Annotated in this window: 10 protein-coding genes; 8 read left to right on the forward strand and 2 right to left on the reverse strand. The window is 71.6% G+C overall.

The features are described 5' to 3' along the window. Nucleotides 1-70: 70 nt before the first annotated feature. From ACL02O_RS06690 to ACL02O_RS06705, 4 genes are all read left to right on the forward strand, one after another. Nucleotides 71-766 (forward strand): class I SAM-dependent methyltransferase, encoded by a 696-nt coding sequence (locus ACL02O_RS06690; RefSeq protein ID WP_412817079.1) that lies wholly within the window; start codon nt 71-73, stop codon nt 764-766. Nucleotides 767-1367: 601 nt separating this feature from the next. Further along, a complete protein-coding gene (locus tag ACL02O_RS06695; RefSeq protein WP_412817080.1) occupies nt 1368-1763 on the forward strand; it encodes a DoxX family protein in 396 nt (131 codons plus the stop codon). A 551-nt stretch (nt 1764-2314) separates the two neighbouring features. Continuing rightward, the gene (gene helR / locus ACL02O_RS06700) at nt 2315-4459 is read left to right on the forward strand and encodes an RNA polymerase recycling motor ATPase HelR (RefSeq protein ID WP_412817081.1); all 2145 of its coding nucleotides are present in this window, start codon (nt 2315-2317) and stop codon (nt 4457-4459) included. Between the two features lie 144 nt (nt 4460-4603). Then, nucleotides 4604-4762, forward strand: coding sequence for a hypothetical protein (locus tag ACL02O_RS06705; RefSeq protein ID WP_412817082.1), 159 nt, complete (start codon nt 4604-4606; stop codon nt 4760-4762). 261 nt (nt 4763-5023) lie between these two features. Here ACL02O_RS06705 and ACL02O_RS06710 read toward each other — a convergent pair whose 3' ends face one another. Continuing rightward, a complete protein-coding gene (locus ACL02O_RS06710; RefSeq protein WP_412817083.1) occupies nt 5024-5626 on the reverse strand; it encodes a TetR/AcrR family transcriptional regulator in 603 nt (200 codons plus the stop codon). A gap of 121 nt (nt 5627-5747) precedes the next feature. Here ACL02O_RS06710 and ACL02O_RS06715 point away from each other — a divergent pair, with 121 nt between their 5' ends. From ACL02O_RS06715 to ACL02O_RS06725, 3 genes are all read left to right on the forward strand, one after another. Beyond that, the gene (locus ACL02O_RS06715) at nt 5748-7115 is read left to right on the forward strand and encodes an alpha-hydroxy-acid oxidizing protein (RefSeq protein ID WP_412817084.1); all 1368 of its coding nucleotides are present in this window, start codon (nt 5748-5750) and stop codon (nt 7113-7115) included. 336 nt (nt 7116-7451) lie between these two features. Beyond that, nucleotides 7452-8630 (forward strand): acyltransferase family protein, encoded by a 1179-nt coding sequence (locus ACL02O_RS06720; protein WP_412817085.1) that lies wholly within the window; start codon nt 7452-7454, stop codon nt 8628-8630. A 422-nt stretch (nt 8631-9052) separates the two neighbouring features. Continuing rightward, nucleotides 9053-10375, forward strand: coding sequence for an MFS transporter (locus ACL02O_RS06725; RefSeq protein WP_412817086.1), 1323 nt, complete (start codon nt 9053-9055; stop codon nt 10373-10375). A gap of 216 nt (nt 10376-10591) precedes the next feature. Here the strand turns inward: ACL02O_RS06725 and ACL02O_RS06730 are convergent, their stop codons facing one another. Next, on the reverse strand, nt 10592-12205 hold the full coding sequence (locus tag ACL02O_RS06730; protein WP_412817087.1) for an FAD-binding oxidoreductase: 1614 nt from the start codon (nt 12203-12205) through the stop codon (nt 10592-10594). A gap of 338 nt (nt 12206-12543) precedes the next feature. Here ACL02O_RS06730 and ACL02O_RS06735 point away from each other — a divergent pair, with 338 nt between their 5' ends. Beyond that, on the forward strand, nt 12544-12744 hold the full coding sequence (locus tag ACL02O_RS06735) for a hypothetical protein (RefSeq protein ID WP_412817088.1): 201 nt from the start codon (nt 12544-12546) through the stop codon (nt 12742-12744). The last annotated feature ends 54 nt before the right edge of the window (nt 12745-12798 follow it).

Here is a 12798-nt window from a genome sequence, read left to right on the forward strand (position 1 = left end):
TCGTGCCGGGTTCAGGTTCGGCTCTGGCAGGCTGTTTTCTGTGCCGGATCGTCTGCTCGATGATGAGAGCTTGGAATCGTCCGCAGTGGTGGTCAACTCGACGATGAACCGGGAACGCCAGCTCTCCGGGGTGAACAGCTACACGCGGGAGCTCGGGTTCAACCCGGTCGAGTGGCTCATCGGCCGCATCCGGCATTCCCACGCCGTCGAGCGCAAGCAGCCAACGATCGGCTGGCTGGATCTGTGTTGCGGGACCGGCCGATGCCTCCGGCAAGCCGCGGACGTGCTCGCGCGTGACGGACTCGATCAGCTCGTCACGATCGTCGGCGTGGATCTCGTCGACTTCTTCGATCCCGTGCCCGTCCAGCACACGGCGTTGCAGCTGACCTGTGCCTCCATCACGTCCTGGTCGCCACCGCGCCGATTCGACCTCATCACCTGCGTCCACGGACTGCACTACATCGGCGACAAGCTCGCGGTGCTGACCCGCATCGCCGGCTGGCTGGTCGAGGACGGCCAGTTGAGCGCCGACCTCGACCTGAACAGCATCCGCCTCGCCGATGGCCGGCCCGCCGGCCGGAGACTCGCCACCGCACTACGCGGGGCGGGCTTCACCATCGACACCCGCCGCCGGCGAATCGGGCGGAACGGGCCCGGTGTCGTGTCACTGCCGTACACCTACCTCGGCGCCGACGACCGTGCCGGACCCAACTACACCGGCCAGCCGGCGGTCCACTCCTACTACACCGAAACACGCCGGCCTTAGGGCAGGTCGATGCCGGCCATCACCCCTCGCGGCTCGCGCCGGTGGGAACGTCCCGGCTTGCCGAGCCGGCAGGCTTGCCCTCCCCCGGCCCGGCTCTGGACGTGTACCGGCGCTCTCCTGCCTCGTTGCCATCGACCGTTCCACCCACAGGATGCCGGTCGCCGCCGCCCGGTGACACCCGCGGCCAGTGGCGTGGGCCATACCGCCGCGATGTCACAAGGGTCGGGTCGCCGGCATCTCCTTGTCGTAGGGCCGCGCGAACGATCCGCGCGGCACACAGCCGTACGAGCCGGAGCTTGGTCGTGAAGGAGCACAACACACATCAGCAGATCGCGTCGCTCAATGGCGCGACCAAGGGAATCGGCGGCTTCCTCGTCAACACCACCACCGTCGACGTCTGCACCACGGGCATCAACCACCGCGCCGGGTACCGCTGGTCGCGGTACACGCGGCGAGGCTGGGCACGGACCGACCGGCGGGTCCGTCCGCGAGGACGGGCCGTCGCCCCGGCAGCGGTCAGGCGGTCAGGGCCGACCACCTGGCCGGCTCAGCCTGACGACCCGACCGACGGGAATCGCCGACAACCCGCAAGGAGATCCTCATGAACCTCACGCTGCACCTCGCACTGTGGATCATCGCTGGACTGCTGGCCGCGGTCCTCCTGGTCAGTACCGCCAAGATGTTTGTGCCGCGGGAGAAGATCGCTTCCCTGGGCCACGGCGCGGAATGGGTTCTGGACTTCAGCCCCGGTGCCCTCAGGGCCATCGGCGCCCTCGAGTTCCTGGCTGCGGTGGGCCTGATCCTGCCCGCTGTACTCGACATCGCGCCGGTTCTGGTGCCCGTGACTGCCACCTGCGTGGCGTTGCTCTTCGTCGGCGCGGCGACCATGCGTCTCCGCCGTGGCGAGCAGGTGACAGTCGTGCCCGACCTGGTCTATCTCGTCATGGCCACTTTCGTGGCGTGGGGCCGCTTCGGCCCCGAGTCCTTCACCGGCTGACCCGGCGCGGCGTCCGGCCGCCCCGGCCGGATGCGTTCCACACCCTGACGCTGGTCCGGGACCCGCGTCGGCGCGCCCGGCCGTCGTTCGAGGCGGACAGCTCGCTGCGGTTCTTCGCCCGGCATCTGAGCGGACACGCGATCGCAAGTGCCCGACGCGCTGGCCGGTTCCCGGCCAGCGCGTTCGGGCCGGACTGTTCGGCATGGCCGGGTCGACGCGGCCACGGGAGTTCGTTACCGCCGACAAGGCCTGCATGTCATCGGCGGCCGACCTGCGACGAGCACTTCGACTTCTTCGGACTCGCTGCTGTCCGGCGGGACCGCCGCCAAGGTCAATCGCGGACTGGTCTGCTTTCCCCGCGTTTTCGCGCCCAGCGGACGATCAGGGGAGGAGAACCTTTCCCCTCCATTTTCAAGGTATAGCGCACCGGGGGGCTTGCGGCAAGACCCGGGTCGTGCCGCAGAATCACCGGCCGAGCCAAAAGCCCGCAGAAATGGAAATCGCGAAACGCGAGGACCGCAAGCCGCATCGGATCAGAATTGATGAATTGAATGACTGTCAGCGTGTTTGACCTTCCCGACAACCTCACCGCCAAGGCCGATCCGACGCTGATCGCTGGCGACGAGCAGCACTTCGCGGCAATGGCGGAGAGCCTCGAGCAGTTGTTCGCCGACCTCTCCGACCGCCTCGACGCCACCCGCAAGGCCGCCGGCGGCAAGGGCCGGCAGGCGCTGGACCGGGACCAGGAGATCCGCCGGCTGACCGCTCGCCTGCGCGCACTGCGTCGCTTCGGTCTGGACCTGTGCCTCGGACGCATGGTCAGCGCGGACGACCCCGAGCCCGTGTACGTCGGACGACGTGGCCTCACGGACAGCGCGGGTCGCCGGCTGCTGCTCGACTGGCGCTCCCCCGCGGCCGAGCCGTTCTTCGGGGCGACCCACGCCAACCCGATGGGTCTGGCGAGCCGCCGCAGGTATCGCTGGACCCGCGGCCTGATCAGCGACTACTGGGACGAGGTGTTCAGCTCGGACGGATTTGACGGGCACGTCGCGCTCGACGACCAGTCCGCCTTCATCGCCAGCCTGGCCAGCAGCCGGTCGACCCGGATGCGGGACGTGCTCGGCACCATCCAGGCCGACCAGGACGCTGTCATCCGCGCGGGATCCCGCGGCGCACTCGTCGTCGACGGCGGTCCTGGTACGGGGAAGACCGTCGTCGCGCTGCACCGCACCGCCTACCTCCTCTACTCCGACCCTCGCCTCGGTCACCGCCGGGGCGGCGTGCTGTTCGTCGGTCCGCACCAGCCCTACCTGGCCTACGTCGCCGACGTCCTCCCCAGCCTCGGAGAGGAGGACGTACAGACCTGCACCCTGCGGGACCTCGTCCCCGAGGGAGCCGCGGCAACGGCCGAGACCGACCCGGACGTGGCCCGCCTGAAGTCGTCCGCGAACCTGGTGAAGGCGATCGACACGGCCGTCAGGTTCTACGAGGAGCCGCCCGGCAAGGGGATGACGGTCACGACCGGCGACTCCGACAGCTGGCTGAGCGCCGACGACTGGGCCGAGGCGTTCGAGGCGCCGGGGCCCGGCACCCCGCACAACGAGGCGCGTGACGAGATCTGGGAGGAGCTGCTCACCATCCTGCTGAGCAAGTACGACGGCGATGAGCCGGATGACCTGGTCCGCGGGTCGCTGCTGCGGAACAGGGAGCTGCTCACGACCTTCCACCGCGCCTGGCCGCTGCTCGACGCGGCCGACGTCGTCGGAGACCTCTGGTCGGTCCCCGCCTACCTGCGAAAATGCGCTCCCTGGCTCAGCCCAGACGAGGTCCGGAAGCTGCAGCGCGGCGACGCCCGCGCGTGGACGGTGTCCGACCTGCCACTCCTGGACTCGGCGCGGCAGCGGCTCGGCGACCCGGAGGCGTCACGGCGCACGCGCCGGCACGAGGCCGCTGTCGCCGCCGAACGCGCGCGCATGACCACCGTCGTCGACGACCTGATCGAGGCCGATGCCTATGACGACGGTGAAGGTGTGCTGACGATGCTGCGCGGGCAGGACATGCGGGACGCCCTGGTCGACGAGACCGCACTGCCCGACACCGACGCGGACCGACTCGCCGGCCCGTTCGCGCACATCGTCGTGGACGAGGCCCAGGAGCTGACCGACGCGGAGTGGCAGATGTTGCTGCTCCGCTGCCCGTCCCGCAGCTTCACCATCGTCGGGGATCGCGCCCAGGCCAGGCACGGGTTCACGGAGTCGTGGCAGGAACGGCTCGAGCGGATCGGGCTCGATCGGATCAACCTGGCCTCCCTCACCATCAACTACCGGACGCCGGAAGAGGTCATGTCGGAAGCCGAGCCGGTCATCCGGGCCGTCCTCCCGGACGCCAACGTACCGACCTCCATCCGCAGCGGCGGCGTCCCGGTGGTACGCGGGTCCGCTGCTGATCTGGGCTCGATCCTCGACACCTGGCTCGCCGCGCACACGGAAGGGATCGCGTGCGTCATCGGCGATCCCACCTTCCGGGCGACGTCCCGCGTCCGGTCACTGCCCCCGGAACTGTCCAAGGGGCTCGAGTTCGACCTGGTCGTCCTCATCGACCCGGAGAATTTCGGCAGCGGCATCGAAGCGGCGGTTGACCGCTATGTCGCGATGACCCGGGCGACCCAGCAACTCGTCATCCTCACGACCTCTTGACGAAGTGCCGGCGGTGAAGCCGCCGCCGGGGCACCCGCAGTGGCGCGGGCAGGTCGCCGTCGGGCGTTTGCTCGACGCCGACACGGGAAGCCGATTCGCAGTGGCGCGAGGACTCGCCCGCGCCACCGCATCAAGGAGGTCGACATGGGTGGCCGAGAACAACTGCACGAGCTGCGGCAGAAGGCCCACAACGCGGGCATCCAGGGCAACTCGAAGATGACCGAGGACCAACTGCGCGACGCACTGCGCAGGGTCGACCAGGGCGAGCAGCCACAGATGGCCAAGCAGCAGGCCAGGCGCTGACGCGTAACGGGCGTGGGCACCGTGCGCGGTGCTCACGCCCGCCCCGCGCGGGGGAGCAGCAGGGACCGCCGCGGGAGGCGGGACGTTCGCCTGTTGGGGCCTCGCCGGCGGGACGCGCAACGATGTTGTGACCCCGTGACCGAGCCGCTGGCGCCTCCCGCCATGAATCTCCCGCCCGCGTCCGCCAGTCCGCTGGTTGCCGGTCCTGCGGGCTCGCACCGCCGGCGCGCCGGAACGCGCACCGCCTCACGGCATCGCCCACTACCTCGCCGAGCCGTCGAGCGCCTGCAGGAAGGCGCGCCTGATGGCGGGCAGCGTGGGCAGGGCCGGCGCGGTGCCGGGTACCCGCCCCACGGTGGCGGCGTCACGGATGGCGCCGACGGCGACCAGGACGATCTCCCGGAAATCCGCCCGGGCGCGGTAGCTCGGCAGGGCGTGGTGGGCGACCGCCACGATCCGGTCGGTCACGGCGACGAGGGTCGCGGCGGTTTTGGCGGCGGTGTCCGGATGGGTGCGACCGAGGGCGAGGAGTTCGGCGAGAACGGCGGAGGCCGGCAGGTGGTACGCCTCCCACAGCCCGTCGATGAGCCGCCCGGCCCGTTCGCGTTCGTCCGCGCCGGGCAATGGTCGGATCGCCTGGTCGAGGAGCCGGTCTGCCAGCCGGTTGATCGCCGCGTCGACGAGGGCCGCCTTGGTCGGGAAGTAGTGCTGCTGTGCGCCCTGGCTGACCCCGGCGAGCTCGGCCACGCCGCGGGTGGTGGTGGCCGCGAAACCTACGCTGGCCAGGCTCTGCAGGGTGGCTTCCAGCAGCGCGTCGACGACCTGTCCGCGCCGTACCGCCCGCCCTCCGACAATCGTCTCCATGGTGTGCATGCTCGGCGCTCGCGCGCCGGATCTCAAGTCAGCTGACTTGGCAAGTCGGCTGACCTGGTTCTAGGGTGCTGCTCGCGGCAGCAGCCGGAGCCAGCCACCTCGGAGGACCAGCATGACCGACACGGCCCGCCAGTCCGCCGACGCCGCCGACCCGACCGGGACCGGTGCCCCGGCCGCGGCTTCGACCGGCGCGGGCCTGGCGCCCACCGGTGTCGGGCTGAGCCGTCTGCAGCACATCTACCGGGAAGGGATGCTCGGGCGGCGACCGGTCGTACCGACCGACTTCGCCGAGTTGGAGCGACGGGCACGCCGGGCCAGCAGCCGGATCGCCTGGGCGTACGTCGCCGGAGGCGCCGGCGAGGGACGCACGATGCGACGGAACAGGGCCGCCTTCGACCGCTGGGCGATCGTCCCCAGGATGGCGGCCGGCGCGGTCGATCGGGACCTGTCGGTCGACCTGCTCGGCAGCCGCCACACCAGCCCCGTCCTGCTCGCCCCGGTCGGGGCCGGCGCCCTGATGGGCCGGGACAGCGACCTGTCCATCGCCCGCGCCGCGGCCGCCACCGGCACCGGATACGTCTTCTCCAACCAGGGCTGCAACACGATGGAGGAGTGCGCCGCCGCGATGGGTGACACCCAGCGCTGGGTCCAGCTCTACTGGAGCAAGGATGAGGGCCTCGTGGACAGCCTGATCCAGCGGGCCGAATCGATCGGGGCCGGCGCCCTCGTGGTCACCCTGGACACCACCGTGCTCGGCTGGCGACCGCAGGACCTCAACCTCGGCTCGCTGCCGTTCACCCGCGGCGTGGGCATCGCCCAGTACACCTCGGATCCCCGCTTCGGCGCCATCGTCGCCGACCGGGTGGCCGCGCCGGCCACGAAGCAGGACGTCCGGGTCACCCTGAGCGCCGTACGCGCCCTGCTCGCGATGACCCGCAACCACCCAGGGCGCTTCTGGCGCAACCTGCGCTCCCCTCTCCCCCGCGCCTCGGTGGAGACGTTCCTGGACATCTACTCCAACCCGGGGCTGTCCTGGCGGCATCTGGAGACCCTGCGGGAACGCACCCGACTGCCGGTGGTACTCAAGGGCATCCTGCACCCCGACGACGCACGCCGCGCGCTCGACCTGGGGGCGGACGCAATCGTGGTGTCCAATCACGGCGGCCGGCAGGTCGACAACGCCGTCGCGTCGCTCGACGCCCTGGTCACCATCCGCGACGAGATCGGCCCGGAGCCGACGCTGCTGCTCGACAGCGGCATCCGTACCGGAGCGGACGTCTTCGTCGCGCTCGCCCTCGGCGCCGACGCCGTCCTGCTCGGCCGGCCCCACCTGTACGGGCTCGCGCTCGCCGGACAGCGCGGCGTGGAGGACGTCATCCGCAACGTCATGGCCGAACTCGACCTCACCATGGCGCTCACCGGCACCCGGGACATCCCCGCCATCACCCGCGACCTGATCTCCGCCGCGCCCTCCGCCTGACCCTACCGGCCGGGCCGCGGCCCGGCCGAAGACCGTTCGACCGATGTCGACAGCCTGTCGATCACCTGGTCCTGCCCCATCTCGGGTGGCACGAACCGGACAGTGTGCGCGACTTCGACCCGTGCGGGAGACGAGACTTCACCGAGCGTGCCTGCGGCGCCTACTCGGCGTGCCAGCTCAACCCCGGCATCCACCGCACGGCTGATGTTTGGCAGGCTGCTCGGAGCGCCCGCCATGGCCGAGACGGCAGTACAACATCGCCGAATCGGGTAAGGAGAAGCGGCGGACGCGGCCGCGTGGGGACGGCCTGACGCACAGCGAAAGGAGACCGACCCGTTGCTCTCGCATGGCGCAACCGCTCGTAACCTCGGCTACCAGCCCGCCCTGGACGGCGTCCGCGCCTTGGCGATCATCGGCGTGCTGCTGCTGCACCTCAGCCTCTGGGGCGCCGTGCCGCACGTCGTCCGCGGTGGTCACCTGGGCGTCGCCGTGTTCTTCGTGCTCTCCGGGTACCTGATCACGACGCTGCTGATGGACGAGCACGCCCGGACCGACACGGTGGACATGCCCGCGTTCTACGCGCGCCGGGCCGCCCGGTTGCTGCCGGCGCTGCTGTTGCTGCTCGTGGTCCACGCCCTCGTCTGGGGTACGCAGCAGCCGTCCTGGACCATCGCCCTCCAGATCGCGGTGGGCCTCTTCTACCTCACGAGCCTGGTGCACCCGGTGATCTTCGACGCCGGCGGGCTCGGCTGGACCTGGTCGCTCTCCGTCGAGGAACACTTCTACCTGTTCTGGCCCGCGGCGCTGCGGCGCGCCCTCACCGAGCCGCGGGGGCGGACCATCGCCATGTGGTGCTGCGGGGCGATGATCGCCGTCGCCGTCACGCTGCGCGCGCTGCTGAACGACTCCGCCACCTGGCACGACTTCGTCTACTACTCGACGCCCGCGCGGATGGACGCGCTGGCGGTCGGATGCCTGGCGGCGCTGGCCACGCACGGGCGCCGGCTGGCCGTACCGGTGCCGCTGACCTGGGCCGCCCTCGGCTTCATGGTGGTCTCCTACTTCGTGCCGGCGTTCAGCCAGGGGACGACCGTGATGAACCTGATCGGGCTGCCCCTGCTGTCGGTGGCGACCGTGGTGCTCATCCTCGGCCTCGTCGGGCGGCCCGACTGCGGGCCCGCGCGCCTGCTCGCGACCCGGCCCCTCGTACACATCGGCAAGATCTCCTACGGGCTGTACCTGTGGAACATGCTGGCCGGCCAGACCATGCGGATGATGTTCGGTGATTCGCGGACCGGTTGGCTCGGGACGATCCTCGGTCTCGCGCTGACCGTCGTGGCCGTCGAACTGTCGTACTGGGGCCTGGAGCGACCCGCGCTGCGGTGGGCCCGGCACCGGCTCGCGGCGCGGCGGCGGCCGGCGCACCGGGTGGTCCTACCGAGGCAGCTCGGCGCGGAGCAACGGACGCCGCAACCGGCCGTCGAGCCGGCGACAATCGGTGCCGGCCGGTCCTGACCGCGTGACCGCCGAGGTTCACCGGCTCGGGGTCGGGGACTCGAACGCGGGCGGGCGCCCACCGCGGGAACCCTTGCCGGCCAGCACCAGCACCGGCCGACCCCGAACGGCCCACCCGGATACGGCGCAACACGGGGATGAACTGCGGGCTGTCACCACGATGCCCGGCGGTCACCACCAAGGTGGCCACGAGGTCTCCGATCACCGCCACGCCGTGACCTCGACGCAGCCAGCCTGCCTTTCGAACACGCCTCAGTAGAGGAACTTCCAGGGGCGCACGGGATCGATGTCCAGCGGCTGGAGAGCGTTTGACGCACGCCGAACCGGAGTACATGGACCAGGTGAGGTTCCTGCCGCCACCCGACCGGGGCGAGCGGCCCGCGGCGATGACCGCGCCCGCAGCGGTGAAAGGAAGCCGACCGATGGCCGACCATCCATCCCCGTGGCTGCCGCCACTGGGCAGGCGGGCATGGCTGGCGCTGGGCGTCAACATGCTCTCCTGCCTGGGCAGCGGTCTGACCATGCCGTTCCTCATCGTGTACCTGCACCAGGTTCGGGGCTTCAGCCTGCCCACCGCGGGAATGATCCTCGGCCTGGTCGGTGTGGCCGGCATCATCACCACCCCGCTGACCGGCCCACTGATCGACCGGGTCGGTTCCCTGCGTGCGTTCACCGCGGGCCTGCTCGTCGGGGGCGTCGGCATCGCCATCTACACCCTGGCCACCGAGGTGCCGGTGGCGATCATCGCCGCGATCGTCTACGGGGTCGCCAGCGGCCTGATGTGGAACGGCTTCGCCACCCTGCTGGCCACCGCTGTCGAGCCGACCGAGCGTGGGTCGGTGTTCGCCCTGCGCTACATGAGCGCCAACGTGGCGTTCGGCGCGGGCGCGCTGATCTCCGGCTTCGCGACCATCTCGGCCCGGCCCGGCCCGTACGTGGTGATCCTCCTCGCCGACGCCGCGTCCTACGTGTTCTTCGCCGTCGCGCTCATCGCGATGCGCTCGCTGCTGATGCCGGTCGGCCGGCCCGTGGCCGCCGAAGCCGAGCCCGCCGACGGCTCGCACATCGGCTACCGCCAGGTGCTGCGCGACGGCGCACTGCTGGGGGCGCTGCTGGTGAACAGCCTGCTGATGGTCTTCGCGCTGTCGCAGACCAATACGGCGTTCGCGGCGTGGGTCACCGGCAACGGCGGCGGCACCACGCGGGTCGTCGGCCTGGCGTTCTTCCTCAACATCACCGTGCTGCTGCTGGCGCAACTGCCCGCCATCCGGCTCGCCCGGGGACGGTCGCGGCTGGCCGGGGCGGCCCGCGCGGCGCTGTTCTTCGCCGCAGCCTGGATCGTCCTGATCCTGCCGACCACCCTCGGCATGCCCGGCCCGGCCCGCGATGTGTTCCAGGTCGCCTCGCTCGGCGTGTTCGCGCTCGGCGAGGTGGCGCTGTCGCCGACCCTGCCGGCCCTGATCAACGACCTGGCGCCGGAACGCCTGCGCGGTCGCTACAACGCCATCTTCAGCCTCTCCAACCAGATCGGCCCGGTCCTGGCGCCGGCGCTGGCCGGCATCGCGCTGGGCGGCCGCTTCGCCGAGCCGTACTTCTACCTCCTGGCCGCCGTGTGCGTCGGCATCGGGGTCCTGGCGCTGCTGCTACGCCGCATCACGCCACGCGCCGCCGACCTCGGCGAGCCCCAGGATGACGACGACGACCTTTCGACCGACCCCGCCGTTCCGGCCGGGTCCGCTCCGTAAGCACGTCGAACTCCTCTTCGAACAGGCGAGAGATCCCGCCGCCAGCACGCGACGCCTGGATGGGGGTCGCGCCGCAGGCCATGCCGGTCTCCAGCGGCTCCCGGCACCACGCCTGGAGCGTCCTAGGAGGGTCGGTCGGCGGAGGTCGCCGGGGGCGGGCTCGAGCCTCAGCCTGGCGAGCACCTCGACGGTCACGCACCGCCGGGTCGGCCCCCGTCAGTCGGCCGGATCGACGAGGACGCCGGGGTTGAGGATCCAGGACGGGTCGAGCGCGCTCTTGGCGGCGCGCAACGCGAGCGCGACCGGGTCCGGGCGCTGCCGGTCGTACCACGGTCGGTGGTCGCGGCCGATGGCGTGGTGGTGGGTGATGGTGCCGCCGGCGGCGAGCAGCGCGTCGGAGACGGCATGCTTGATCTCGTCCCACTGGGCGAGGGTGGACCCCCAGCGACCGGTGGCGTACACGCCGAAGTAGGGGGCGGGGCCGTCCGGGTAGACGTGGGTGAAGCGGCAGGTGACCACGCCGGTCGCGGCGACGGCGCGGAGCGCGTCGCCGGCCGCGTCGAGCACGGCGGCGCGCAGGGCGGGGAATCGGTCCCAGGTGCAGGCGGTCTCGAACGTCTCCACGATCATCGACCGGGCGGCGAGCGCGTCGCGCTGGTACGGCATCCGCAGGAACGCCGTCCGCCAGGCGTCGGCGGCGGCCGTCCGCTGCCGTGGGCCGGATGACTCGTCGCTGCGAGGCGGCTCCGGCAGGGTTCCGCCGTGGTCGCGGCACAGCTCGACGGCGCGGTCCAGCCACGGCGTGACCGGATGGTCGGCGGACTCGAATCCCAGCACGAGCACGCCGCCGGTGGTGGCGGCGCCGGCGTTGAGCAGCGCCTCCGCCGGGTCGAGCAGCCGGCAGTTGCTCGGGTTCAGCGCGGACTGGGCGATGGCCCGGGTGGCGGCGACCGCCCCGTCGTAGTCGGTGAAGTGCACCGAGGCGCTCCCCCGCCAGCGCGGCCGCTCCTGCAGCCGCATCCACGCCTCGGTGATGACGCCGAGCGCGCCCTCCGAGCCGAGGAACAGTCGATCCGGGGACGGCCCGGCGCCGGACCCGGGCAGCCGGCGCGACTGGCTGATGCCCGCCGGGGTGATCACCCGCAGCGACTCCGCCAGGTCGTCGACGTGGGTGAGGACGGTGGCGTAGTGACCGGCGGCGCGGGTGGCCAACCAGCCGCCCAGGGTGGAGAACTCGAACGACTGCGGGAAGTGCCGCAGGGTGAGGTCGTGCCGACGGAGCTGGTCCTCCAACGCCGGGCCGAACACGCCGGCCTGGATGCGGGCCGCCCGGCTGGTCGGATCCACCTCCAGCACCCGGTCGAGGCACCCGAGGTCGAGGCTGATCGCCGCGGGATAGGCGCCGCCCAGCCGCGGCTCCACGCCGCCGACCACCGACGAGCCGCCGCCGTAGGGGATCACCGCGATGTCCCGACCCGCGCACCAGTCCAGGACGTCGACGACGTCCTGCTCGGTCCCCGGCCGGACCACCAGGTCCGGCGGGTCGTGGACGTCCCCGTGCAGGTTGCGGACGACGTCCCGGAACGCCTTGCCGTGGGTGTGCGCCGCCCGATCGTCCGGGTCCGTCGAGCACAGCCGCGCGAGTGACGCCGGCGGGTCGACCCGCGGCGGGCGCAGACCGAGCTCGGCCACCGGCGGCGCGACGTGCTCGGTCAGGTCGACGTCGGGCAGCAGGGTACGCACCCGGTCGGCCAACGCCGTGGCCTCCGCGCCGGTCACCGCGTCCTCGACGTGCCCCCAGCCCCACCACGAACGGTGTTTCCCGGCCATGCGGCCTCCCCGCCGTCCATCAGCACCAGATTAACTCGCCGGTAACTTACTCGACGGCCGGAACCGCGTCGATGCCCTCGCCCGAGGCGTGGACCGGTCCGCACCAGACTGACACGGGTGCGGTCGGCTACGTCGCCGCGGCGGCGGCCCGGTCGGCGGTGATCAGCACGTCGGGGTGACGGTGCAGCAGAGTCACCCGGACTCGACCGGCCCGCGCACCGCCCGGTACAGCGTCTCCTGGACGAGGTCAGACGGTGTGGTTGCGATGCTCGGCGCTGATGCGGCCGCGCCACCGGCATGGGTGTCGTGACGTGCGGGGGTCTGCGGATGGTGAGGGCATGCAGCGGCACAGTCATCGTGCCGTGGATCGTGGCGAGCGCGAGCAGTGCCCCGCGCCAGCCGCGATGGGCGACCAGCAGGCCGGTCAGCGGCATGAAGATGGTGCTGGCGAGGCCGGCGACGACGGTGACTGCGAGCAGCGCGGTGCGCCGCCGCGGGGGGTGAACCAGGTGACGATGACGGCGAACGCCGGCTCGTAGAGCACCATCGCGCCGGTCATCCCGATGCCGATCATGACGGCACACAGCTGCCTG

It is taken from the genome of Micromonospora mangrovicola (genome assembly GCF_047200535.1).
Lineage (GTDB): Bacteria > Actinomycetota > Actinomycetes > Mycobacteriales > Micromonosporaceae > Micromonospora.